The organism is Novosphingobium sp. KN65.2, assembly GCF_001368935.1.
Lineage (GTDB): Bacteria > Pseudomonadota > Alphaproteobacteria > Sphingomonadales > Sphingomonadaceae > Novosphingobium > Novosphingobium mathurense.
This window is the reverse complement of sequence record NZ_CCBH010000180.1, coordinates 1-25,419: the sequence shown is the minus strand read 5'-3', so window position 1 is coordinate 25,419 and position 25,419 is coordinate 1. Positions and strand designations below refer to the sequence as shown.

Genomic DNA, 25,419 nt, shown 5'->3' with positions numbered 1-25,419 from the left:
GGTCAGAAGCCTGCCTCGAAGATGGGCAGGTCGACGGTCCGGATCAGTCCGGTTCGTCGATCTTCGGGGTTGAGGAAAGGCGCTGCATCGCCGCGGACCAGTCCGGACGGCAAGGCACGCAAGTACGGTCCTTCCTCCAGCCTCGGGATGAACCACAGGTCATGGCCTTCCCCGCGCCACGCTGCATAGCCGTACAGGATGTTGGCGCGGTCCTGCAGCAGAATGTCGAAGCTGACGCCCCGCGTGGCGTCAAACCGCGACAACACCACTTCGAGACCGCTCTCCCGGGCGAGATGGACCATTTCGGGGAACAGCAAGGGCCGCTGGCAATTGGTGCCGGCGATGAGCAGCTGCGCGAAAGGCATGACGATAGTTCCGGCGAGAGATCGATGCCGTTCGCTCGCCTCCGGATCGATTTCAGCCCCGATGGCCAAGGCCAGCGCCATCATGCGGTTGCGCACTTGCTGGGTAGTCCAGGGCATCAAGCGTACATCTTCGCCTGCGGAGCCCAATTTCATCTGCTTCATATTCTGGGTACTTTCTGGGCGAGCCGCCCCAGGGCAAAGCACGCGGCTCAGTCCTGAATTTCATTCGAACTGCCTTGCCGACAGGCCTTCTTCCCTTCCTTCCTGGGCTCGGGTCTGCGGACGTGTTTGCGCGGCACTGCAGACCTCCTGATGATTGTTTCACTTTCCTGAACGGGACAATTGAGGGCACGCCATGGACACTGCCGTGATCGGCAATGGCGTTAGGCGCCCGGTCTGGTGGATGCGGGCGTGCCCGGTGATCTGTCACAGGTCATTGCAGAGAGGGCGGGACGTTTGACGCCCAAGGCTTGCCAATAAGCGCTTTGGCCGGATCTGGGGCGAGACCTGGCCTTTCCCCTTTTCAAACCAGGCCACAGGCTTCCTGCCGGTTAGAATGGTATTTAGGGAATCTGTTACAAGGTTAGAGGAGCGCGCTTGGGGCGAAGCCTGTCTGAATCAGGCGAGTCGCACTCTACAGGCCGTTCCCGTTGGATCGTCGATCCGTTCCTGAAATGTCGGCGCCCCCGTTCCCGAAAGGTCGTTGGGCTGTTCCCGAAGGGTCGAAGCCCGGGTTCAGAGCGTTCCCGGAGTGTCGAAGACCCGGTTCTAGGCCCATTTTTTGAATCTCTTTTTGAGCCTTGTCGGGAAACGACGTTCAAACCCGGTGGGCGCGCCCTTGAAGTCTGTTCATTGTCCGACATGCAGCGATCCCGACGCGACACTTCGGGAACGGGGGTGCGGATTCCTGTCGTGAGTGGGGCCCTGACTCCTCCTTTCGCAAAGGCACGAGAACGTGGCGCAGGCTGTCCCGACGAGACGGAACGGGCCTTAGCATCCATGCGCTTGGAACGTTGAGGAGTGCCTTGACGGTCTTGCTGTCTCGCCCATGACGGGGAAAGAGACCGGAATGCAGGTGGTTTCGGCAAGGCGTGACGGGCTGCGTGCGAGGGTAAGGCCGGGTATCTGCAAGACGCCCTCCCCTCGCGTTCTGCGTCTCACCCGCGCAAGGTGTGCCGGTGCTTTTCGTGATGGCGCTTGACCCATCCGATGAAGGCGCGTTGCCAGTCGGCCGGGGTCCGTTCGGACGAGGCGTTGACCCAGCGTTCGAACTCGGCGTGGAGGGCATGAAGATCCCACCCCGGACAGTTCTGGCGCAGATAGTCGATCGTCTCGTCGGTCATGAAGCCGCGCGTCGCCGCATCGGAAAGGCCCGCCACGGTCGAGCGGATCAGCTTGCGGGCATCGATGACGTCCACCTGTGGTGAAGGCGATGTCGCTGGCTTTCCGCCCTGGCCCCTGCCCTGCCCTGTTTCGGCCAGAACCGGTTTGACAGGCACTGCTTCTTGCTCAGGCATGGCGTGTTTCCCCGGGGAAACATCCGGCTCGGTGGGATTGGCAGGCAGGTATGTTTCCGCCCCGCCCTTCCCGTCGATGCGGCGCATGCGCAGCATTGGTTCGCCGTCCTTGGCCGTTTCGACGGAAAGTCCGTAACCGGGCAGTTCGTTTTTCTCGGCGAGCTTGAGCATCTCGAACTTGAAGCGGCGATATTGCCCTTCGGCGCCGGACTTTTCGAACAGCACGGGCATGGAGATCGCAAAGCCAGCCTCTCCAGCCCCGCCTGCATGCTTGCGCGCGACGCGGTAGAGCCAACGCTCGCGGCCGCCGGTGATGTCGAAGTAGGCACGGTCGATCGAGAGGACCCCGCCCTTCATCATCACCCCTTCCCAGAACCAGTTGGACAGTTCCAGCGTCATGCCGCGCGAACGCTCGGTGCGCTCGTCGACGAGCTGGGTCCAGCCATCGAGCCAGGAGAAAGTCGCCTCGCGGCGGTTCTCGGCGCGGATGTTGGTCTTGATCGTGGTCGAGACGAGACGGTCGAGCGCCTGTCCCAGCAGTTCGTAGGCACGTCCGGTGGTCGGTCGTCCGATCGCCCGCAGGAGGTCATAAGGCATGATGTGCAGCTTGCGCGGGACATCGTTGACGCCGCGCCGTGCCATGTCAGCCAGCACGCTGGCGCAGTAGATCAGGATGTCGGCATCCCAGATCGTCGCCATGCCATAATCGGGATTGGCCGAGACGTGGACCCACAACTTCCCGTCGGGGCTGGTGTAGTCGATCGGCTTCACCCGTTTCGACTTTGCCAGGCTGAAGAAGGGCCGCTCCATCATCTCGCGCTGGTCGCGCAAGGGCAGGTCGGCAATATAGGGCAGGAATAGGTCGAACTGCTCGGTGACAGCAGCTTTGCGCGCGCGGCTCATCTTGGATGTTTCCCCGGGGAAACACGCGGACCGATCAGGGGCAGATTAGCAGAGGGCAGGGGGGCAGGCGGCAGCTCGCCACCGCCCATCCCGCTATAGCAGCCGTTCACCGCTGCAGCCCTCGGCCTTCGTTCTCGAGCCTGTCGAGAGCTTCGCGCACGGCGGCGAGCACTTCTTCCGGATCGGCGCCCGAGCCGGCGTGAAGCCGCAAGGTCACACCCTGCCGGTTCGAGGTCTGCACGCTGACCAGCGGTCGGCCACGGGAGGAGCTGACGACGAGAGGCTCGGCCTTGACCTGTTCGGCATCCGGCGCGGCAAGCAGCGCCTTGAGCACGTCGGCGGCGGGCAGGGCAGGGCGGCCCGAAGCACGACGGACCTCCTGTTCGCGGGCAAGGCGCGTGGCCTCCTTGCGAATCGCCGGGGCCTTGTCCTTGTCGTCGAGCATCTGGGCCAGCGGATAGGCGGGCTTGAGCTGGACGTCGGCCGGCGAGGCGAAGGCGGCCAGCACCGCATCGGGAATGCCTGCGACCTTGAGCATCTTCGACAGCCATCCCTTGGACAGCTTGAGGCGCTCGGCCATGCGGGTCATGTGGTCGCCGTAGTGATCCTTGAGCGCTGCGGCATAGTTGCGCGCACGCTCGAGATCGGAGACGTCCTTGCGCGCCCGGTTCTCAAGATCGGCAAGGCGGAAGGCGGCCTCGTCATCGAGCTGCGCGACTTGCGCCACGAATTGCATGTCCGGGTAGGAGTGGGCGCGCAGCCACGAGATCGACCAATGTCGCCGCGTGCCTGCGATGACCTCGTAGTCGTGCTCGGGGTCGCCCTCGATCCGCCGCACCACTGCCGGCACTTTCTGCCCGCCTTCGGCAATGATGGAATCGATCAGCTCGCGGCAGGATTCCTCGGAGAGATGGGCATAGCTGCGGGCATTGCCTTCCCACACGCGGACGCGCGCGGGATCGAGCAGCAATTGCGTGACCTGCCGAACTTCGCCGGTTGCCACGCGGGCCAGCGCACTTTCGCGGCCCAGTAGTGTCGTTCCGCGGGCGCGCTCTGACCGCGGCGCTCGCTCCGCCGGGGCAGGGGAGGGCGATGCCTCTTGCGAAGCTCCGGTCGCGGGTGCGGCCTCCTCTTCGTCAGAGAGCAGGGCGGCGAGATAATCGGATTGCTTGCGGGCCATGGTTTACCTCGGGCAACGCGCGGAAAAAGGGCTTGGCAGGGAAGAGGTTTGGAACATATGGTGAACAAACCTTGTAGGAAAGTCCTTTTGCTCCATCAATCCCAAGGGCAGGGGCCTAGCCATTGACCAGCAGCTCCTCGTCGATGCGTTGCGACCGTCCCCAACCGGTCCGCACGAGCTGCTCGATCTGGCCGAGCGCTTCGTCGAGATTGGCGCGGCAGCGCTTGTGGGTACGCGGTGTGCCGATTGGCTTTTCCAGCTCGTAGACCGTCATCATGCGCAGCGCGGCATGGCTGATTTCGGCGCTCTCGAGGATCGGAACCGGAAGGAGGGCAGGACCGAAAGTCTGCTCCATGATCGTTCGCACCATCTCGTGGCTGGGATCGCCCTGGTCGAACTTGGAGCAGATCAGCCGCACGAAGCTGTAGTCGACGGCAATCCCCGCGCCGGTCAGCTGGTCGAGGACCTGGTCCATCATCGAGAGGAACTGGACCGTCGAGCAGAAGTCGGGCGTCGTCGCCGCCAGCGGCACGAGCAGGGCGTTGGCCGCCTGCATCACCGCAAGGCTGATCGTACCGAGCGCTGGCGGGGGATCGAGGATGACGACGTCATAATCGCGCGCAAGGTCCATAAGGCCCTGTTTCAGCTTGCGAAAACGCGCTGCCAGAACCGATTGCCCGTCCGCCCCGGCTGCCGCCAGTTCGTACTCGACGTCGAACAGTTCGAGGTTCGATGGGATGAGATCGACATTGGGCCAGGGCGTGTGCTTGACCGCATAGAGCAGGTCGGCCTGGGTCGGATCGATCGAAAGGTAGGGGTAAAGCGTTTCCTCGCGGGTGATGTTGAAATGCGGGTTGAAGCCGAACAGCGTCGTGGTCGTCGCCTGGCTGTCGCAGTCGACGACGAGGACGCGGTAGCCCTGCACCGCGAAATAGTGGGCGAGGTGGGTGGTGACGGTCGACTTGCCGACGCCGCCCTTGAAGTTCTGCACCGCGATCATCGCCGGAACGTCGAGCGGCGCGCGGGCAGGGGAGGCGCCCAGCACCTCGCGCATGTGCAGCAGCTCCTCGACCGTATAGCCGACCCGGCGCCCGTTCTCGCTCGCGGGGGGAGGGGGCAGTCGCCCGTCGTCCTCGGCCATGCGGATGCGGTTGGTCGAACAACCAAGCAACTGCGCTGCCTCGGCAATGCCGAAACGCACGTTGAGCCCCTTGCGGCTTTCGGGCAAGAACGCCTTTCGCCGGAGACGCTCGATCATCTTCTCACCAGCTTGAGCAAGATCGCCGATCTGGGAACCGATTGAACTCACATGTCCTCCGCAAGGAAATTTTGAACGTTGCGGGCGGCAATTTGCATCGGATGCGTTCAATTCGCAACTTCTATCTGACAGCTCCTGCAATTGGACGCTTTGGCTTGTGGCGCGGCGTGAAAGAAAATTAAAATCTTCAGAGCGCAGGTGTGGCTGAGTTGCTGCGATAGACCAATACGCGCCGACTTTCGCCGCCGTCTCTTACATCAGGTGTGACGCCAACCCCCATCACCCGTGATCTGGTAAGAATTACCGATTACCCGAGGTAGATTGTCGATTAGTATTGGTCGAATTGAGTCGGTCGAAAACAGCAAGGTGAACGTGCTGAACTTTCGGGAGGCGTAATGGGACCAGGGCGCAGGAAGGGCTCAATTCTGCCCGTTCGTATCAGGCAGACATTGCTGCTTGCCTTTTGCTGTCCATCACTGCCCTCATGGGCTGCTGATTTCAATTCGGACATCAGGTCTAGTGGCACGCCTGCCTCCGAATTTGCAAAGAACAGCGGTCGAAATGTTCAGACCATCACGTCAGGTTGGCCTGAAGGTCCGGGCACTCCGAAGTCCGTGGCAGAAATGTCGGCCATGCCGGGCTTCCCGGTCGTATTATTTCCATTAGAGCACCGATGCCGCTCCGCGGAAGGAAGTCCGACCGGGGTTTGCGTCCTGCCGGACCCCGCAGTTTCAAGTCCCCAAGCTCTTGGGAAGTGGGATTTGTCTGACCTGGCTCCCGCTGAAGCTCATGCGTTGCCGTTAAGCGATGATGGCGATGATCCCGAGAATTCCGACGAAACTGAATGCCCGGGCGCTTGCATAGCCGAAGGAAGTTCAATTGAGCGCGAGGGATGGGCCGATCACGTCTCGAAGGACCATGCCACGCACGCCGGCTTCTGGAAGCAAGCGGGGACTGTGAAGACTGAATCGCTCGTGTTTCTGGGCTATTTCAGCATGCTGAGCGGCAAGAAGCTGTTCAAGGAGACCACCAAGTTTCATTTCAAGGACGAGGGTTGGTTCGGTAAGGACACGGCCAACATCGGCGTCGACAAGCTGACCCACGCTTTCGACACCTACCTCCTTGCCGAATTCCTACACAGTCGAATTCACCGGCGCTCCAATGCCTCGGAAGGAGACGCGCTGACAGCGGCGATGCTGGCTTCGGGCCTGATGATCTTCAATGAGTTTTCTGACGGTATCGAGCCCGACAGTGGCTGGTCGGTTCAGGACGTTGCGATGAATCTGGCCGGAGCTGGCTTTTCTGTCCTGCGCAACACGGTCCCCGGGCTCAAGGAGAAGGTGTCCTTCAAGATCGAGATCGTGCCCAACGGGCACATCTACAGCTACGAGGGCAAGCCGCACTATGAACAGCAGCGCTTCATGTTCTCGATCAAGGGCGCCGGTTTCAAGCGGTTCAGCCGTTCCCCCTTACGCTTCCTTGACCTTCAGGTCGGGTACTACGCCTCGGATTTCCTAAACAAGGACCGCGAGGCTGGCATCAAGCCCAAGCGCCACGTTTTCGTCGGCATCGGCCTGAACGTCGGGGAACTGCTGTTCGGCAATTCGGAGTCCAGCTTCGGAACGGCGGCCTATTCGGCTCTGGATTACGTCCAACTGCCCTATACCTCGATCCGTTATGATACGACCGGGCGGTTCGGGACTTGATCGGGGCTATCTTCAGTCGCTTGTAACGGCCTGCCATGCCGGGATGCGATCAGGGGATACAGGCAGCGAAAGAGCGCCCGGCGACCCTTGGAAGCGTAGGGCGAAATAAGCGAACATGCCCGAAGACTGGACCAGCCCGCATCGTGGGATGCGGGCTGGAGGAAGGGGTTCAGAAGGTTTTCTTCACGCCCAGTCGAACCTGCCGCGGTTCGACGGTCCGGCTGATCAGGTCGACCACGCCACCTGCTGGTTCGCCGGGCAGGCGAGTTGCATATTGATAGTCGACGTCATGCGCGTCCGTACCCAGCGCATTGAGCAGTTCGCCATAGACCTCGACTCCCTTGAGGAACGATGGAGTCCAAGCGGCGCGCATGTTGACCAGCAGCGTTTCGTTGCCGCGGCGCGAGTTGTCTTCGACGAGCGCGTGCGGGCCAAGGTAGCGGAAGCGCAGTGCCGCGTTGAATTCGGGGAACACCGCGGAAAGGCCCAGCTCTCCCGCGCTTTCGAGCGCACCGGGGACGTGGTTTGCGCCCTTCGGCAGATCGGCGTAGCGCGCGTGCGATCCGGTCCAGACCGCATCGAGGGCAAGCCATGCGTTCGGCTTCCAGAATGCGGTCAGCTCATAGCCGTGGCGACGGCCACGGCCCTTCGGTTCGACCGAGCCGGAATCGCCGACGTAGATCAGTTCGCTGTCGATCGAGCTGAACCAGTACACTCCGGTCAGGATCAGGCCGCCGCGCTCGATCCTGACGCCCACTTCCTCCATGTCGCCCTTGACGATGCCCGGCGCCGGGTCCTTCGGATTGGTCACGCCGCGCGCGTCGTTGGAATGGAAACCCTCGCCGTAGTTCGCGTATAGCGCCAGTCCATCGGAGATTTCGTAGTTGACGCCGGCCTTGAAGCCCAGGCTGCTGTCCTTGACCAGTCCGCTCCATCCGATGGCGCCGCCCCGGTCGGTCGTGCGGAAGCGATACCAGTCACCCCGCAGGCCGCCGATGAGCATCAGCCGATCCACCGGACGCCAGATCGCCTCGCCATAGAGCCCGGCACTGGTCTCGTTCACATCGAACCTGGTCGTGGCGGACTCGAATTGCCCCCGGATCGTATGATCGAGACCGACCGGATTGATCGAGTCCTGACGCAGCTCGGTGCCGCCGCGCAGTTCCAGCCTGTCGCTGACGATGATGCGCCGTTCCACGCGGCCTCCCCAGCTCCAGCGCTCCTCGTACTGGCGCAGCTGGTCGCCATCGACCGGATTGTCGAGGAAGAAGGTGAAGTTGGACAGCAGGCTCCAGTCGTAATGCTGGCCCCATGCGGTCACGCGCCAGTCGTCATCGGTGTAGCCGAGGGTGAGGATTTCGCGCTTGGTCGAGCCGCGCAGGGTGGGGTCGAGCGAACAGTAGACATTCTCGCAAAGGTCGGTGCCGATCGCGCGCTCGGGGATCTGCTCGGTCGGCGCCCAGGTCGCGTGGTAGATGTTGAGCGATGCCTGGAACGTGCCCCGGCCCAGCGGGACGGAGTACTTCACGAAGCCGGAATAGCCCTTGAAATCCTCGGGCAGTTCCCAGGGGCCGTCGTAAAACTTGGCCTGCCCCGCCATGGTCAGGGTGCCCGCGCCGATGGCAGTCGAACCGCCTGCGACAAGGCGGGCATAGTTGAATGCACCTGCCTCGGCGAGGACGAAGGGCGCCATCCGGGTGCGCGTGGTGATCCGCGTCGATCCCACGAAGCTGAAGTCGCCGGTATCGGCGCGATACGGCCCCTTGCGATAGTCGACCCGCTCGACGACCTCCGGGATCAGCCCGTTGACGTCGAGATAGCCTTGCCCGTGACCGTGGGTGCGAAAGTTCATCGGCATGTCGTCGATAGAGACCGACAGGTCGGTACCGTGATCGAGGTTGAATCCGCGCAGGAAGTATTGGTTCGCCTTACCGCCGCCCGAATGCTGCGTGGCGATCAGTCCGGGCGTCGCCTCCAGCAGTTCGGCCGGGCGCAGCAGCGGGCGGATCTCGATGTCGGCGCCGGCCACCGCGCCTTCGCTGGCGGCACCGGCGATGCCGATGCGCTGCTCGCTGCGACCGTAGACCACGATCGCATCGGCGGAATAACCGGCAGCGCCGATCTCCTCGGCCGTTCGGCCACTGTCGAGCGGCGCCGCATTGTCATTCGGCGTTTGCGCAAAGGCCGTTCCATGGGCCGTGCAAATCGCCGCGGCAGCCGCGAAGGTGCCGTAAATCACTGGTTTCAAGAATTCCTCCCGTTCGGACGATCGTCCGACTTGTGTTGATCTCGATGGAAGGCACCGCTATCCGGCTTCGCTCGCCAATGTTCGTAAATTACGGTAATCCCGCGCGTTACGCCGGCGTTACATGGGGGGAGCCGGATGGCGCCTGGATTTGAGCACCGGGACAAGGATGACGAAGCTGGCGGCGGGAGCGCTTTCGCTGCCGAAGTCGAGCGCTTGCGCGAGAAGAACGTCGTCGGAAGATCGGGCCGCCTGCGCGAACTGTTCGATTTCCTCGCCGCGCGGGGCGCCAATGCCGAATCGGCATCGCAGGCGGAGATCGCCGAAACGGTGTTCGGTCACGTCGATACCGATGGCGATGACGCCACCGTGCGCGTCTACATCCACCGCCTGCGCAAGCGCCTGGACGACCATTATGCATCCCACGATGCAGCCGCACGGGCCGGCAGGTTGCTGGTTCCATCGGGCGTCTATGCCCTGCAATTCATCGCTGACCGGGACGGGGCGGCGAAGGCCGAACCCACATCCGCACCCGAGCGCGAACGCGAAACCGAGCCCGGCCGCTCACGGAATTTCCCACGCTGGCTTGCCATCCCGATGGTGCTGGCGTTGCTGGCGATGGCCATGGCGGGATGGTGGCTTCGGGGCGATCCGGCGCCGGAGCGGGCCAATGCCATCTGGCAACCCTTGCTCGCTTCGGACCGTCCGGTCATGCTCGTGCTGGGCGATTACTACATCTACGGCGAATTCGATCAGCGCTTCTCGCAGATCGACCGGCTCGTCCGGGACTTTTCGGTCAATTCGGCAGCGGACCTCGCGCGCCTGAAGGAGTCCGAGCCGGATCGATACGCGCGGTCAGAGGACATGGGGCTCAATTATCTGCCGGTGTCCTCCGCCTACGGCCTATCGGCGGTCATGCCGATCCTTGCCCGGCACGCCAAGCCGGTAAGCGTCATGCCCGCCTCGCAGCTGACCAGTGAGACCTTGCGCGATTACAACATCGTCTTCATCGGATTGCTCAGCGGCATGGGCATGCTCGAATCGATCGGTTCCGCCGGGTCGAATTTCGCGGTCGGCGAGACCTACGACGAGATCGTCGATATCGATGACGGGAAGTCCTTCCACAGCGAGGAAGCGCTGAGCCTCGCCTCGAACCGGTATTACAAGGATTACGGCTATGTCTCCCAGTTCAACGAACCCGGCGGGGCTAAGGTCGTGGTCCTCGCGGGCCTGCGCGATACGGGGCTGAGAGGACTGGCCGCGCTGCTTGCGGTACCGAACCTTCCCGACCGTCTCGCAGCCGTCGCCGGGCGAGACAAGGGCTTCGAGGCCGTCGTCGAGATCACCGGGCAGCAAGGCACCGACCTGTCCCACCGCATCCTGCGGGCAAGGCCGCTCGGCGACAGAGCGCGGGACTGAAGTTAGTTTGCTTGGAAACTCCGAGCGACCATGCGGGGTAGGTTGCTTGCCTATCTTACCGCCGAACTGATTGAAGTCGAAGCTACCTGTGCGCAGGTTATTGCTTGCGTCGAATTGAGCGGACTTCCGCCCGACGTTGTCTATGCCGAACCGATGTGATCCTTGCGGACTTTCCCCGTTTCAAGGAAACAGACGCCATCGCCCGGTCACTGAGCATTCCCTTCTAGGTGCATGTCAGCGACACGGACAACAATGGCAATCATCGTCAATGACGTGCAGACTATCGTTGGACGATCACTGCGATCAGGCGGCTTTAATGGTTCCCTTTGGTATGAGCAGGAATGCCGCCAGATAGAGCAGGCCTGTCACAATCAGCAGGTTATTGTAGCCCGTGACCAGGGCGGAATACTCCAGACATCCGCCGACAATGGAACCGAGCAGGTTGATTGCAAAGGCGGATTGGGAGTCCGAGGAACTCTGGAAGCGTTTCGCGAAGGCCACGTTGGCGAGGTAGATCGGCAGGAATGCCAGAATCGTTGCAGCCAGCAGGCGCGGAAGGAAGGGCAGGGGAAGCAACCAGTCAGGGCGGATAGCCCAGGCCAGTGCCAGCGAGGCGGCGATGCCAGCATAGATTACCGGCAGCGGCGGCGTGCGGAACTTGCGTGTCGTTTCGACTGCCGCCAGGACAATGACCAGTACGCCCGAGAAGACGAGGGCATTGACGAACCAGGTCGTCCCGAAAAGCAGGGCGAAAGTCGCCACGTTCTTGGTTTCCAGCAGCAGGAATGCCGCGCCCATGAAGAACAGGTCCGCATAAGGGCGCATCGGCCGCAGCGGTCCGCCCAGCGCGCGCACGGCGGCGATCGATGCCAGCAGGATGCAGATCAGCGTGACTGTGTAGAGCTGCGGGAATGCGCCGCCCTTGAAATAGAGGAACGGAGCGTCGTCGGTTGCGGGCTTGATGACTTTGTTTGGCGACTTGGGCGCCCAGACACCGGCGCAGCTCTGGTCCGCCTTGTCGACACCGACCGCGATCACCGCCTGAGCTCCGGAGAAAGTGTCGACGCACGGCGCGTGCCCGAAGGCCTTGGCCACCGTCCCTGCCAGTCTGTCGATCAGCCAGGTTTCGCGGTAATAATTGTACATGGCGAAGCTGCCGCCCGGTTTGAGGTGCCGACGCACAGACTCCATCGCCTCCTCTGTGAAGAGGAACGACTCAAGTCGGATCTGGGAAGCACCGCTGACCAGTGTAAGAGAGTCTGGCAGCGCGAAGAGGATCAGGTCGTACTTGCGGTCCGTGCCTTCCAGGAATGCGCGTCCGTCGTTGACGTGTCGCACCACGCGCTTGTCTGAGTAAGGACGGTCCGGATTCCGTTCCGCGCCGATTTCCATGATGCGCGGGTCGATATCGACCGCATCGATGTGGCCTGCGCCTTCGGTGAGCGCGATGGAGACGTCCGATCCCGAACCTGCGCCGACGATCAGGACATCCTTCAGAGGATTGGAAGGGAGCCGCAGATAGGGCGTTTCATAGATCCGTTCGCCCTGTTCGAGCTTCCACTTTGCGGGAGCCATGAGCTGATGAGGTACGCCATTGACGCCAATCAGCAGCATACCCTGTTCCGGCGGGCCGATGGGTTCGGTAATGACCTTGTAGTAGGGCGACCAGCTGACTGTCGGATTCAATGTCTCCATCAACAGCTTGCCGACCAGTACGAGGGCCCAGGCACAGGTCACGAGGCGGCGCGAGGGACTCGCCAGCACGAGATAGATGACAAACGCGATCGCGCCCCAGGCAACGGAAGGTGCATGGAGGAAGCTGAGCCCGGTGAAGGCAGCGATCCCGATCAGGGAGCCCATGAGATCATAGCGATAGGCGGTGAGCGGCGGCAACTTGCCGAAGCAGCGCCCGACCACCTCGGCGGGTCCTGCCAGGACGATGGCGACCAGCACGAAGATGACTGGCAGAGCAAGCCATGCTGGCGGTCCGCTTACCTCGAGCGACGTGAAATAGATGATTTCAGACCCGCTACGCTCGATCGTCACCGGGAAACGCAAAACGCCGGCAACAAGGATACTGAGCAGGGGCATAGAGGCTGGCCAAATCGACCAGCTCTTCCGACTGATGAGAAAGCCTGCACCGATCCCGAGGAAGGACCCCAGCAGGATGAAATTGGAGAAGTAGGAAAGGTGGATGACGTTCGCGCCGAGCCAGCGGATCAGTGCAAGCTCGAGAAAAAGCATTAGGGCGCTGGCCAGCAGCAGCCGCATGATCGTCTTTGACCGGTCGCCCCCGTTTGAAGACTCTGCATCTGCCGTTCCGCCGGGAGGCGAGACGCCATCCTGCACGAACGGATCGTTTGGCTCGCTATCAACTCTGAGCAATTCTGGTTCCCCCCAATGCCCGCATTCCCATGGATGGCTTCCAGATCGCAAAGCGCAATCCGAAAGATGCCAATGGCCCCGGCGTGCCCCCAATTTTGCGGGTTGCCGCTACAGTGCGATACTATGTTCTTGAACCCCAAAATTTAGTTAATTTTGACTTTAGGTCCCCGTCAGGTCTTGATTACGCCCTTCACCCTTGCTTTTCGATGCACCATTCTGGATTTGCCATGAGTACAAGGCAGAAGAGGGATCAGGTATTTTATGGCGTTGGAGGCACGCAGCGCCTTGTCAGTTAAGCGCCATTTCTGGATGGCAGTGTTATTTACCGCAGTCGCACTGGTTTTGCGCTGCTCGACTTTCGGCAATCCCAATCTCGGCGTGGATGAGCAGTTCTATCTGCTTGTTGGGCAACGGATGCATGACGGGGCGCTCCCCTATGTCGATGTCTGGGATCGCAAGCCCTTCGGCCTTTTCGTTCTCTACTGGCTTTTCGCCTTCTTTCCTGACCCGGTGCTTTCCTATCAGTTGGGCGCAACGTTGTTCGCAGCGGCAACGGCGTGGGTTATCTGGCAGTTGCTTCGGGATTGCGCGGAGCTTCAGGGCGCGCTGTTGGGAGGACTGGCTTACCTCGTCCTTCTGGGACCATTTAACGGTTTCGGCGGGCAAGCTCCTGTTTTTTACAATCTGTTCATAGCGACGGCGGCCATGCTGGTCTGGCGAGAGCGGATCGCGCCGCTCACCAACCGGGGGTACTCCCGCATCGATGTTGCCATGGCGCTTTGCGGTCTGGCTATCGCGATCAAACCTACTGCCATGTTCGAAGGTGCATTCCTGGGCCTGTGGTGTGCCATTGGCCTCTGGCGCGAAGGCCACCGCAGGGCCATGATCGGGCCGATCCTTCGCTGGATGCTGTTGGGCGCCATTCCGACGCTTGCCATCGGCGCAGCCTATCTGACGATCGGCCATGGTGACGAATGGTGGCATGCAATGGTCACGTCTTCGCTGACAAAGCAGGTCAGACCACCTGAGCAGTTGTCCTTCCTAAGCTATGCCCTTGCAATGCGGATCGGCCCTGTGGTCTTGCTGGCTCTATGGGGGCTTGTCGCCATTCGAAACGAACGGCCTCTGCTGGTCTTTTTGGGGGGATGGCTCATGGCGGCAACGGTAGGGTTGCTGGTGCTGCTGTCCTTTTTTGCGCATTATGCGCTTCCGTTATTGGTGCCGCTCAGCGTTGCTGCCGGTTTGGCTTTCGCTCGCGGAGGGGCAGGGCGTATCGGTTTTGCCGCTCTGATAGCGGTCTATGCCTTATGGTATGACCCCACGAACTTCGCTTTGAGCCGGCAGGCCAGGACGGAAATGGCACAGCTCTCCCAACTTGCTCAGGCGCACGATCGGGGAAGAGGCATGTTGGTCTTCGACGGGCCGTCATGGCTTTACGCGATAACCGGCGAGCGCTTTCTTTCGCCACTCGTCTTCCCCCAGCACCTCAATTCCGAGATCGAGCGCAACGTGAGCCATCTGGAGACAGATCATGAGGTCGATCGCATTCTGGCGGGACGACCGGGAGTAGTGATCACGGCGCTTAGCCCACGCAATGAACCGGTAAACCGGTATGCGACTGAGCGCGTGTGGTCGTACATTGCTGCAAACTGCCACCGCATTGGGGTCATCACTCTGCATGAACGAGGTGATGAGGCTGCTATTGGCGTGTTCGGTGATTGTCACTAGGCCAGCCCACGGCTTGCCCGCTTGTTGCGCAACCCAATTGGGCGTTGCTTCGTGGGTACTCTCGGGGCCCTAGTCGTCCAACGAGGATCAGGAGTTCGGCGCGGCCGAGCGAACGCATCAGGCGATCATGGAGTCCTAGTCCCCGAGCGAGTACGAGAGAGGCGAACAGTCTGGGCGCTCGATGATAGGCGACCGAGAAGTCGTCCCGGCAGGCCTTCTGGCCGAGGCCGCAGACCAGTCAGCTTTTGCCGAGGCCAGTCGGCCCTGTAACCAGGAGGTCATGCCCGGCTCGGATCGGATCCAGTTGCAAGTGGTGAGCTTGAGGAACATCGCCCGGTCGAGGCCCCGCACAGCCCGGTAATCGACGTCCTCGATAGTGGCATTCATGTGCAACCTTAGACCCCCACAGCGGCGCGCTGCTGGCTCAGCAGAACGCAAGCGGTCGCAGCTATCGCTGGCTGTTTGTTCAACGCGCTGCACGGTTTCGCCCTGCCGTTACTGCTCGCCAATCGCCTCCTGCGCGATCCGCTGATGTGGCTGCGGTTGGCCCTTGGGATCCTCCTGTCGCTGTCGGGCGTCGTGATCGGATGGCGGCATTTCGTGAAAAATTTCGCCGCCATGTTGCGTGACACGGGTACCGCTGCATATGGCCCAACGTGAGCGGCAACAATGGAAATGCGGAACGTCCGGACCTGAGGTTCGAAAATTGGTGGCTGAATATCTCGGAAGGGTCGGGCGCAGAAGGGCCTCCACGAGTCTGCGGTGGGAAAGGCTGCCAGGCGCCCGTTCCAGTCATCCCTCCATGCCAAGTCTTAATCGCCGTTGACCCGCGCGGCCCAGCGGACGAAGACGGCGGATGGCCAGATCAAATACACTCAATACCACCAACCTTGCCGCACTCGGCGCCGAGAGACTCGCGGCGCTGTTGATCGAACTCGCACAGGGTGACGCCGCCATGAAGCGGCGCCTGCGCCTTGAACTGGCAAGCCAGGGCGGCGGCGGAGACGTCGCCGCCGAAGTGCGCAAGCGGCTAGTCGCGATCGCCCGCGCGCGCGGTTTCGTCGACTGGCGCAAGATCCGTTCGCTGGGACAGGACCTCGAGACCCAGCGGGCCGCCATCATGGCGCATGTGGCGCCAGACGCGCCGTCCGAAGCCTTCGACCTACTCTGGCGCATGCTCGAAATGGCCCCGTCGATCTACGAGCGATGCGATGATAGCAATGGCATCGTGAGCGGCGTTCTCAATGAGGTCCTGACGAACCTTGGCGAAGTGGCCGTGCCATCCGGTTTCAGCGCCGACCGATTGGCCGAGCGCGTCTTGGCCGGCACATGCGCTAACGACTATGGCCAGTTCGACGATCTGATTTCGCTGATGGCGCCGGCGCTCGGGCAGTCCGGACTTGCCATCCTAAAAGCGAAATTCGAGGACCTGGCCAAAAGACCACCTGTTGCGCCGAAGGGCGAGGCCCGCGGTATCATCGGCTACGGTTTGCAAGGACCGGTCTACGAAGACGACTACAAGGCACGCAATCACGCGCGTCTCGTCAAGCGCACGCTCGCTGAAATCGCCGATGCTTCGGGTGACGTCGATGGGTTCGTCGCACTGCAGTCCGATGACGAGCGGACGAACCCGGCGATTGCCGCGCAGATCGCGCGAAGGCTGCTCGATGCAGGACGCGCAGACGAGGCATTGGCCGCCCTTGACCAGGCCCCTGCCGAGATGCGCGACGGCGGTCGCTGGCCCGAATGGCCGAAGGTTCGGATTGATGCGCTCGAAGCTGCGGGACGATCCGAAACGGCACAGCGCGAGCGGTGGGAGGTGTTCGAGCGCACGCTCAATGCCGAATACCTGAAGGCCTACATCAAGCAACTGCCCGACTTCGACGACATGGAAGCCGAGGAGCGTGCGCTGGACCATGCGCGCGCGTTTCACAGTTTCCATCAGGCGTTGGCATTCCTTGTCGAGTGGCCCGCACTCGATGCCGCTGCCGAATTGATCCTTGCGCGGCCCAATGAAATCGACGGAGACCACTACTGGCTACTCACCCCAGCAGCTGAGGTGCTCGAGCCCAAGCATCCGCTTGCAGCGACGCTGCTGCTGCGCGCTATGATCGACTTCGCGCTCGATAGGGCTCGCGCCAAGCGCTACCCCCACGCCGCCCGCCACTTGCAGACCTGCGCTTATCTTGCCGGTAAGATCGAGGCGTTCGGCGACCATGCCGACCACGAGGCGTACGCGGGATCACTCAAGGCGAAGCATGGAAGGAAAAGTGGGTTTTGGAGCAGTTGAGCGAGGAGGGATTGCGTAAGCGCTGCTAATACCAAGAGGCGATGAGCTTGACTCATCGGGTCTTGGTTAAGCTCGTGCGGCGCTTGAGCAAATCCAAAGCGTGATGCGTCAGCAGATCAGCGCCTTGGTATAAGCCATTGGTTTAGCAGGATCGGACAGACTGGATTCAAAAATGCGGGAGCGGACCTTCCGCACCTGGAACGCGAAAACCGCCCCTTGAAGGGCGATAAAGGGTCGGCCGCACAAGCGACGGCGGCGCATCCCTGCTCGGGCGGCTTCAGGTTTGATGATCGACTTTCGTCATCAAAGCACCTTGATGTAAGCAAATTGCCTTTTCGTGATCATCAAATGCGCTAGAGAGGGGCAGACGATCATCAAGAATGAGGCTGCCCCGGCTTCATATGTTCGGGAGAGTTATACGTGCCCGTCCTGTACCATGAAGGCCGCTTTCCTCCTCAGGCCCTTGATCTGGCCACTTTGTTCCCGCTGGTGGGGCCTGCCAATGCGGCAGTCGCTCGCTACGAAGGCGTGCTTGCCGGCATTCCCAACCCGGATATCCTGCTGTCGCCACTTACTTCGCGCGAAGCTGTCCTTTCCAGCAAGATCGAAGGCACCCAGGTCACACTCGGCGAAGTCCTCGAATTTGAAGCGCAGGGCCACCTCTTCGACGAAAGCAGCCCTAAGAAGGCCGACGCCCGCGAGGTCCTAAATTATCGGGCCGCCCTTCATGAGGCTACGCGGCTCATGGAAAATCTGCCGCTGTCGCAACGTCTCATCAAGGCCACGCATCAGGTGCTGATGAACGGGGTTCGAGGTCGCAACAAGGATCCCGGGCGTTATCGGGGTATTCCCAACTGGATTGGTGCAGACGGATGCTCCATCCAGCAAGCGCGGTTCGTTCCCCCCGGCGCGGACCGTATCGATGCGGCTATGGCCGGATGGGAAGAGTATATCCATGCCGAAGCGCCTGACCGGTTGGTCCAGTTGGCCATCGTCCACGCCGAGTTCGAAGCGATCCACCCTTTTCTAGACGGCAACGGGCGCATCGGCCGCCTCATCATTCCCCTGTTTCTCTACAATCACGGACTGCTTTCGCGACCGAATTTCTATCTCTCGGAATATCTGGAAGCGAACCGTAGCGAGTACTATGACCGGATGCTCGCCGTTTCGCGGGACGATGACTGGAGCGGATGGGTCGCTTTCTTCTTGCGCGGTATCATCGCCCAAGCAGACGCCAATACGAAAAAGGCACAGGCCATTCTGGCCCTCCACCAGGAAAAGCGCGATGCCGTCGTCGAGATCACGCATTCGCAATACGCCGTGCGCGCGCTTGACTGGATCTTCCAGCGCCCGCTGTTCAAGACACCGGACTTCATCGAGTCAGCGCAAATTCCTGCTGCTACCGCGAGAAAGCTCGTTCGGGACTTTCGCGACCACGGAATTCTGCGTGAGCTTGTGGCAGCCTCCGGGCGTGCTCCCGCGACGCTGGTGTTCTCCGAACTTCTAAACATAGCCGAGGGGCGGAACGCTTTTTGAGGCCGCGAACCACAAAGACGAATTTTTGCTCCAGATCGATCTTCCGTTCTTTGCGCGAATGCGAACATGAAAGGCGAGCGTCGGAAAGGCCGAGTCCTCGCCGCCAAGTCGGATCGGCCACAGGACGACAGACTTGGGCGCGTAGCTGCGCGCTGGCGCGAACGGTGGTGTCGGTGCTATGGGGAGGACTGCAAAAAGGAGGGGGTAATGACCAAATCCATATTGCTTCTTTCTCTCCCAGCATTGCTGACCGCGTGCCAAGCAAGTGAGACGCCTGCAGGTGGTGGTGCCGCGCTGAACGATAGCGCCGCTGCGGACACTGGCGTCGATGAGCGGGCCATCCGCGGGCAGATCGATCAATGGGGTCAGCTCGTGAAAGCCAAGGATGCCGCGAGCATTGCGGGGCTCTACACCGGGGACGGCGCGGTGATGCCACCCAATTCACCGATCGGCAAAGGACGCAGCGCGATCCAGCAGACTTGGGCTGCAATGATGCAGACGCCTGGATTTGATCTGACCATCATCCCGGAGCAGATTGTCGTGTCAACCTCGGGCGACATGGCACTCGATCGCGGGGCGTATCGCCTGACAATGGCGCCTGAGGGCACCACGCAGACCGACACCGGCAAGTATGTGGTCGTATGGCAGAAGGTCGGTGGCGAGTGGAAAGCCGCCGCGGACATTTTTAACAGCGACCTGCCAGCGAGCGGGAACTGATCGGCCGCGAGGCGTCGACTGGGTTGTGAAAGGCCAGTTCCGCCGGATGGAGGTGCGCGTCCGAACGGTTCGTTTTCAGATTGCACCCGCGACAGTTCCCGTGCCGCGAATTGCTCACGCTAGAACACTGCGCGGATTCCCACGCGTCGTTAGGCCTGACCGGGTATCGTGTCGGCGTCGGGATCGTCGCACAGGCTCGTTGCGGTTTTCCAACGTGTCTCTACGCGAACGCCGGGCATGAGGCAGCGCATTGTTTCGGCGATCGTTTCCGCCCGCTGCCGGGCGAGATCAGCAGGCTCGGCGAGCGTGACGCCTGACACCTCGACCGGATCAGTGGCTGCAAAATCCGCCGCTACGGCGAGGGTTCGGCGCTTCCCGACCATCCCATCGACGTCGGCTTCAGGCTGATCGCCAGGGAAAGCGCCTGAGCGCAAGCCTGGTGCTCAGTTGCGACCTTGCCTGCTCGCTTCAGACCGTTCAGTCTCAGCGCCGGGCGCCTGCGAAGACGCCGGCAGCCTCGTAGATGCCCTGAAAGGCCGGCGGGAAAGCTGATCCGGAGGGGATTTCGATGGGAACTTGCCAGCGGCCGCCGACTTCTGCGGCGTCGCGGCCCATGAAACGGCCTTCGAACGTGGCGGGGCCGGTCAGGCCAGCAGGGGCGGTGAAGTCGCCGGAGAAGGTCGTGCTGCCGACCGGATGGACGCCATCGGCGATCGGGTAGGCCCCAATGGACCGGTATCCTCCGGTCCCGTCATTGGCCGTGAGGTCCATTTGGCCTGACAGGCCGGTAGAGGCGAAATCGAAATTGAGCTGGAGAGTGCCCTTGATGTTGGTCGCCGCGGTCGATTGGCCTCTCACCTGCGCGGAATACCGGGCAGACCCGGCAAGGGGAATCTCGGCTTCCGGGGTGGGAATTCCTGTTACGAACTCCAAGTAAGCGCCTCTCCAGGAAAAATCTCCGATGGCGGTGTAGGTCAAGTTTATCCTTACCTTCTTTTCGACTGATACCCAACCTACCCGGGCTCCTTGCGGATCGATCACGTCGAAGTAGCGAAACCCGGGGCTTGGAGTGGCGTCTGTCGTGTTCTCGACGGTGCGACCGGCAATCTGGCCAGGGATAGCAATCGTGTAGTCCTGTGTCGCAGGATCATAGTCGATCTTCATTTCGTCGGAGCCGTAGGTCTCAACGGTTTGCGTCTGCATCGAACCTTCACCGGTTTGCCTTATTCCTGCGGCCACGGAAACGAGGGCGGCGTCGCTGTCCAATGGGTAGAAACCGGCCGGTCCGGACGTATCGAATGCCGGGCCCGGCGAAGGGGTGCCAGTCGGGGAGAGGGCGCTTGCCACGCCGCCACTGCCAACTCCCCCGCAGGCGGAGATCAAGCCTATAAGCGGAAGGGCCCAGATGGCGCGCTTTGTCCGATCGTGTTGCATGATCAACCTCTCGTTTGAACCGAATGAAGATGATCGCGTCTTGGGCCGAAAGGGAATGATGGCGACCCGATGGTTTGCCGATATTCTCGCGCTGGTTCCGCTTTGGGCCCAAGCCCTCCGATGTAAGAGGCGTGGGCTGGGGCGTTCGAAGCGAACCGGCCATATCCGGTGTCTCCCCAAGCGGAATTGTACTACGGTAAGCCAGCGCGCAAAGGGGTATAAGCGCGTGAGCAAGGGGGCTGGCTCGGTCGATCATGCTGGATGCACTGCTTCTCGCTTCGGCTCTTGCAGATGGGGTGCCTCCATCGGCCCCGGCCTCTGTCGATGAAATCATCGTCACGGGCGAACGCATCGCCCGGAGCCTGCAGCAAACCGCTTCCAGCGTTGCGGTCGAAACCCACCGCACGATCGCTGACAAGGCAGCCCCCGATCGCATCGAGCAACTCCTGCAGCAGGCAGTGAACGTCCAGCTGGGCTCCGGCGGCGAAGGACCGGTCATTCGGGGCCAGGATTCGACCGGGGTCGTGCGCGACCTGGCTGCTTTCCTGAGCGGGTCGAGGCCGCGCGCCACGATCCAGGTCGATGGCCGTGCGGCATCCTACTACGAGCTGGCATTCGGCCTGACCCCACTCTGGGATGTCGAACGGGTGGAGATATTCCGCAGCCCCCAGACCACCACGCAGGGTCGCAATTCCATTGGCGGGGCGATCTTCGTCGAAACGCAGGACCCGCAATTCGAGTGGGACGGCAAGGCCCGGCTGCTTGCCGGAGAGGCCATGACGCGGCAGGCTTCGGCAGCGGTTTCCGTACCGCTCGTAGCGGACCAGCTTGCCTTGCGCCTGTCTGCCGATCTGCGCCGCAGCCGCACGGCCAGTCGGATCTCGAGCCCGGCGGCAGGGATCGATCCTGAACGGGACGATTCCGATATGGTGCGCGCCAAACTGCTGTTTCGGCCCGCAGCGCTGCCCGGTTCCCGATTGCTCGTCACTTACGCGCATGGCCGCTCGCAGATGCCCCAGATCGAAGGCGTCGAGGAGCCGTTCCGGGCCCGCCGCAATCCCGATGCGGGTTACGGGATCTTCGCGATCAACACCGATTTCCTGACCGGGCGCTTCACTTACGCACCGGGGAATGCATTCGATGTCAGCGCCACGCTGAGCTACGGCGATGCCGATGTACGCCGCTACGCACCGCCGGGTCTCGGCCGTGCCCGCATCGCGACGCAGGATATCTCGGTAGAGCCGATCGTGGCCTGGCATTCGCAATCGGGCGCGCGCCTGAGTGCAGGGCTCCATCATACCCGGGTGACGCTCGACCAGGCCATCGACATATCGGCCCTGCTGCTGGGCATCGGCACGTTCTCCGACCTGCAGAAAAGCACTGGAGTGTTCGGTGAAGCGCTACTGCCCCTGACCGGCACCCTCTCGCTTACCGCAGGGCTGCGCTATCAGACCGACAGCCAGGTGCGGATCGGCGACTTGCGCGGGGGTCTGCGCACGCTGCAACTCGATTATGACCGCACCTTCAGGGCGTGGCTGCCCAAGGTCTCGCTCGCGTGGGAGGCGGCGCCGGGGCTGCATCTCGGCCTTCAGGTACAGCGCGCTTACAATCCGGGAGGCGTGTCGCTGAATACGCAGAGCGGGCGGGCGGAGTTCTTCGAAGCGGAGTACCTGTGGGACTATGAAGCCTTCGTCCGGACGAAACTGGACGACGGTCGGTTGTCGATCTCCGTCAATGGCTTTGCCTATGACATGATCGATGCCCAAAGGACCCAGACGATCGAGTTCTTTGCCGCCAACGGCCAGCTCACGACCGCAGTGCAGGTGAGCAATGCCCCGCGCGCGTGGACGCGGGGGCTTGAGCTGGAAGCGGACTGGCAGCCATCCACGCGCTTCAGCCTGCGCGCGGTTATCGGCCTGCTGGGCACGCGGATTACCCGGACGCAGGTGCAATCGGACCCGATGCTCGGCAAGGAGTTCCAGAGGTCGCCGCATCTCAGTGCCTCTGCGGCCCTTGCCTGGCAGCCGGTAACCCCGCTTCGGCTGACGGCGCAGGTTCGGCATAGCAGCGGCTACTTCAGTGACGATATCGAAACGCCGGACCGGCGCGTTTCCGGCTCCACGACTTTCGATGCCAAGGCCGCGTGGACCCTCGGGCGGCTTACGGTCTTCGGCTATGCGCGCAACCTGTTCGATGAATTCCATCTCACCTACAGGTTTTCGGTCCTCTCCGGGCTGGCGACCGCAGGCGACCCGCGCGAACTGGGGCTGGGCATGGAGCTCAGCTTCTGATCCGGCATGAGAAAGGCATCGGGACCGGCGCCGCGCGCCTGCCAGTAGCGGGTCAGCCCGATGCCCTCGCACAACGGGATAAAGCGGGGGTCGGCGCGCATCGCCATCGTGGCCGGGGTGAACAGGTTCATCGTGCGCCGCCAGCGATCGTCCGGTGAGATCATCTGGTTCTGCGCGGGCCAGATGGAGCCGACGAGAGGTCCCTTGCGCAAGAGGAAACCCTGCGCCACGGCAAAGGCCGCATCAAGGTCACCCAGGGCCGACAGAAACATGACGGCCTGAACCGCGAAACCGGGCCTGGCTTCATCCGCCAGGGCGCGGCGCACTTGCGCCAAGTTGCCTGCGGTGGGCGCTTCGAGTGCGGTGAGCGCGACCTGCCAGCGCTCTTCGAGTTGGCTCGTGAACATGGCCGGGCGCAGGCTCCGGTCCTTGAGCAGGGTGAGCGCGGCCTGCGTTCGTCCGGTAAATGCAAAGATGTAGAGGCGCGCGCTCCAGATCGCCGGGTACTTCGGCCAGAGCTGCATGGCGCGATCGATGGTCAGGTCGGCTTGGGCGATGTCTCCGAATATCCAGTACTTGAGAGCCTTGCGGAACTGGTGCGGGGGAGAGAGCGGTTCTTTCGCGATCGCGCGTTCGTTCAGATCCCACGAAGCCCGCGCATGCCCGACAGATTGCAGCAATGTGACGAGATGGAGCAGCACATTGGGATTGTCCGGGGCGACTTCCAGTACGCGGCGCATCCGGTCTTCGGCCGCTTCCCAGTCGCCAAGGTAAGGGCGCAGGGTGGCGAGCGCGGCGAGGGCATTGCCTTCATTCGCATCGAGCGCCAATGCGCGCCGTGCCGCCTCTTCGCACCCGGTGACGGCAGCGGAAACCCTGTCGGGCGGGGCTCCTTCGGCGACATTGCGCCAGGCCATGGCAAGCAGGCCCCAGGCCCTGGCATTGCCGGGCTCGATCTTGACGGCCTCGCGCAGCACTTCGACGCCGCGCTCATCCTGATCGGGCCAGAGTTCGCGCAGGATGCGGCGTCCTTCGGCGATCTGCTGGGCGGCGGACCGGTTGCCGCTGCCTTTGGCCATCCACCATGTTGATCCGCCTGCCGCGGCAAGGACCGTCAACCCACCGGCTAGCCATGTGCGCCGGTCCAGTCCCGGCCTGGCTTCAACATCGCCAGGCGATGCTTCCACCGCTGGCTGCACCGGGATGTTTTCGATCTCGCCGACAAGGCGAAAGCCGATGCGGGGAATTGTCTCGACCACGAACCCGGCGCCGGTCTCACGAGCAATGCGCCGCAGTTCGCCGATGACGCGATTGACGGCATCGTCGCCGACAATTCTTCCGGCCCAGCAGACCTCAAGCAGATCCGCCCGGCTGAGAACCGCGCCTCCCACATCGGCCAGCGCCATGAGCACCTGCATGACGCGCGGTTCTGCGGTGAGAGTGGCAAGCGGCCCCTCCACGGTACGCAAGGAAGGGCGCACGAGGGCGCGGCCCAGACGAAAATCCTCGCGATGGGCTAGCTGCATGGAACCCGGCGGCCTCGGCTCGGCCGCGATTGGTTCGTTCATCGGCAAACCATCGGCCAAATATCCTGCCCCCGTCATTCACTTCGGCCTGACTTGATAGCACCTTGGGGGCATTTCAGGGAAGCGGCAGGAATTACCCATGACGCATGAGGCCGCGGCATTTTGCCAACCGATCGACCACGACGCACATGCGCCGGTTGCCGGTTTCGCCAGACGTTCGGGCGAGGACTTGGGCATCGACGCGTGCGGGAAGAATGGGGCGGGCTGGCGCAGCGGTGGCCACCGAAAGTGGAGAGCGGAAGAATGAGACAGGTACCGCTTGCATTCGCCTTGGCACTCTCGACCGCATGCGCTGCGCTTGCCGGATGTGGCGGGGGCAGCGGCGGCGTCTCTTCCACGCCCACGCCGTCTCCTGCGCCCACGCCAACACCCCCTCCGGCGCCGGTCATCATGCCCGAGCATATCGGCCTCATCAGCAGCGAACCCTTCAGCGTCTTGGGGTTGGGCCACGAGTTCAGGCCGGAAGACGCGGTCGAGACGCAGCCGGCCTCGCAGGGCCAGCAAGTTGAAATCAGCTACAACGCCGCGGACGAGACTTACCTGATCGCGCTTCCGGGCTTCGAAGCGGGCGCGCTGAACACACTGAGCTACGACGGCACAGGCGGCCAGGTCGCCACGTCGACGTGGAACAGCATCGAGCCGTCCGGGGGAGGCTCGCAAAGTGTGCGAGTATCCCTGCAAGTGCCAGGCAGCGGCTTTTCGCCATGGACCTATACCAGTCTTGGATCCTGGTACGACGAAGCGGAAGATGGCGAAGGCCGTATCGTCCGACGCGAGGGTGTGTTCGCTTATGGTATTCCTACCAGTCCCTTGGACATGCCGCTGAGCGGAACCGCCAGTTATGGCGGGGGGGGGGGCG

17 protein-coding genes and 1 pseudogene are annotated in these 25,419 nt (G+C 62.3%); 9 read left to right on the top strand and 9 right to left on the bottom strand.

Annotation, left to right across the window (positions count from 1 at the left end):
• Positions 1–2 precede the first annotated feature (2 nt).
• The 4 genes from SPHV1_RS18465 to SPHV1_RS18450 all read right to left on the bottom strand — a co-directional run bounded on the left by SPHV1_RS18465 (position 3) and on the right by SPHV1_RS18450 (position 5,223).
• A complete protein-coding gene (locus tag SPHV1_RS18465) occupies positions 3–482 on the bottom strand; it encodes a hypothetical protein (protein WP_156367389.1) in 480 nt (159 codons plus the stop codon).
• Positions 483–1,522: 1,040 nt separating this feature from the next.
• Entirely contained in the window at positions 1,523–2,785 is a 1,263-nt protein-coding gene (locus tag SPHV1_RS18460; RefSeq protein ID WP_054947502.1) for a replication initiator protein A, read from the bottom strand.
• Positions 2,786–2,891: 106 nt separating this feature from the next.
• Positions 2,892–3,965, bottom strand: coding sequence for a ParB/RepB/Spo0J family partition protein (locus tag SPHV1_RS18455; RefSeq protein WP_054947501.1), 1,074 nt, complete (start codon positions 3,963–3,965; stop codon positions 2,892–2,894).
• A gap of 115 nt (positions 3,966–4,080) precedes the next feature.
• Complete coding sequence (locus SPHV1_RS18450; protein ID WP_082431061.1) at positions 4,081–5,223, bottom strand: AAA family ATPase; 1,143 nt, start codon at positions 5,221–5,223, stop codon at positions 4,081–4,083.
• Between the two features lie 956 nt (positions 5,224–6,179).
• Between SPHV1_RS18450 and SPHV1_RS18445 the strand changes: the two genes are divergently transcribed.
• Complete coding sequence (locus SPHV1_RS18445; protein ID WP_231634738.1) at positions 6,180–6,929, top strand: DUF2279 domain-containing protein; 750 nt, start codon at positions 6,180–6,182, stop codon at positions 6,927–6,929.
• A 169-nt stretch (positions 6,930–7,098) separates the two neighbouring features.
• Here the strand turns inward: SPHV1_RS18445 and SPHV1_RS18440 are convergent, their stop codons facing one another.
• On the bottom strand, positions 7,099–9,168 hold the full coding sequence (locus tag SPHV1_RS18440; RefSeq protein WP_054947499.1) for a TonB-dependent receptor: 2,070 nt from the start codon (positions 9,166–9,168) through the stop codon (positions 7,099–7,101).
• A 144-nt stretch (positions 9,169–9,312) separates the two neighbouring features.
• On the opposite strand from SPHV1_RS18440, the gene SPHV1_RS18435 reads away from it, so the two are divergent.
• Positions 9,313–10,593, top strand: coding sequence for a hypothetical protein (locus tag SPHV1_RS18435; RefSeq protein WP_054947498.1), 1,281 nt, complete (start codon positions 9,313–9,315; stop codon positions 10,591–10,593).
• Between the two features lie 303 nt (positions 10,594–10,896).
• On the opposite strand, the gene SPHV1_RS18430 is transcribed toward SPHV1_RS18435, so the two are convergent.
• Positions 10,897–12,978 (bottom strand): spermidine synthase, encoded by a 2,082-nt coding sequence (locus tag SPHV1_RS18430; RefSeq protein ID WP_054947497.1) that lies wholly within the window; start codon positions 12,976–12,978, stop codon positions 10,897–10,899.
• Between the two features lie 261 nt (positions 12,979–13,239).
• Here SPHV1_RS18430 and SPHV1_RS18425 point away from each other — a divergent pair, with 261 nt between their 5' ends.
• The 5 genes from SPHV1_RS18425 to SPHV1_RS18400 all read left to right on the top strand — a co-directional run bounded on the left by SPHV1_RS18425 (position 13,240) and on the right by SPHV1_RS18400 (position 19,249).
• A complete protein-coding gene (locus SPHV1_RS18425) occupies positions 13,240–14,706 on the top strand; it encodes a glycosyltransferase family 39 protein (protein WP_156367388.1) in 1,467 nt (488 codons plus the stop codon).
• A 462-nt stretch (positions 14,707–15,168) separates the two neighbouring features.
• Complete coding sequence (locus tag SPHV1_RS18415) at positions 15,169–15,366, top strand: hypothetical protein (protein ID WP_054947494.1); 198 nt, start codon at positions 15,169–15,171, stop codon at positions 15,364–15,366.
• Positions 15,367–15,562: 196 nt separating this feature from the next.
• Positions 15,563–16,996: a DUF6880 family protein gene (locus SPHV1_RS18410; RefSeq protein WP_054947493.1), complete on the top strand. Its 1,434-nt coding sequence runs from the start codon at positions 15,563–15,565 to the stop codon at positions 16,994–16,996.
• A 420-nt stretch (positions 16,997–17,416) separates the two neighbouring features.
• Positions 17,417–18,532 carry a Fic family protein gene (locus tag SPHV1_RS18405; RefSeq protein WP_054947492.1) on the top strand — a complete coding sequence of 372 codons (1,116 nt, stop codon included), beginning with the start codon at positions 17,417–17,419 and terminating at the stop codon, positions 18,530–18,532.
• A gap of 207 nt (positions 18,533–18,739) precedes the next feature.
• On the top strand, positions 18,740–19,249 hold the full coding sequence (locus SPHV1_RS18400) for an SgcJ/EcaC family oxidoreductase (protein WP_082431060.1): 510 nt from the start codon (positions 18,740–18,742) through the stop codon (positions 19,247–19,249).
• Between the two features lie 149 nt (positions 19,250–19,398).
• Here SPHV1_RS18400 and SPHV1_RS18395 read toward each other — a convergent pair whose 3' ends face one another.
• Both SPHV1_RS18395 and SPHV1_RS18390 read right to left on the bottom strand, forming a co-directional pair.
• Positions 19,399–19,632 carry a hypothetical protein gene (locus SPHV1_RS18395; RefSeq protein WP_054947490.1) on the bottom strand — a complete coding sequence of 78 codons (234 nt, stop codon included), beginning with the start codon at positions 19,630–19,632 and terminating at the stop codon, positions 19,399–19,401.
• Positions 19,633–19,732: 100 nt separating this feature from the next.
• On the bottom strand, positions 19,733–20,596 hold the full coding sequence (locus SPHV1_RS18390) for a hypothetical protein (RefSeq protein ID WP_231634736.1): 864 nt from the start codon (positions 20,594–20,596) through the stop codon (positions 19,733–19,735).
• 341 nt (positions 20,597–20,937) lie between these two features.
• Here SPHV1_RS18390 and SPHV1_RS18385 point away from each other — a divergent pair, with 341 nt between their 5' ends.
• Positions 20,938–22,974: a TonB-dependent receptor gene (locus tag SPHV1_RS18385; RefSeq protein WP_054947488.1), complete on the top strand. Its 2,037-nt coding sequence runs from the start codon at positions 20,938–20,940 to the stop codon at positions 22,972–22,974.
• Here the strand turns inward: SPHV1_RS18385 and SPHV1_RS18380 are convergent.
• Positions 22,893–24,542: a winged helix-turn-helix domain-containing protein gene (locus SPHV1_RS18380; protein WP_197277746.1), complete on the bottom strand. Its 1,650-nt coding sequence runs from the start codon at positions 24,540–24,542 to the stop codon at positions 22,893–22,895. The two genes, SPHV1_RS18385 and SPHV1_RS18380, sit on opposite strands and share 82 nt — an antisense overlap.
• A gap of 261 nt (positions 24,543–24,803) precedes the next feature.
• Here SPHV1_RS18380 and SPHV1_RS18375 point away from each other — a divergent pair.
• Positions 24,804–25,419 (top strand): annotated as a pseudogene (locus SPHV1_RS18375) (hypothetical protein); the annotation flags it as partial.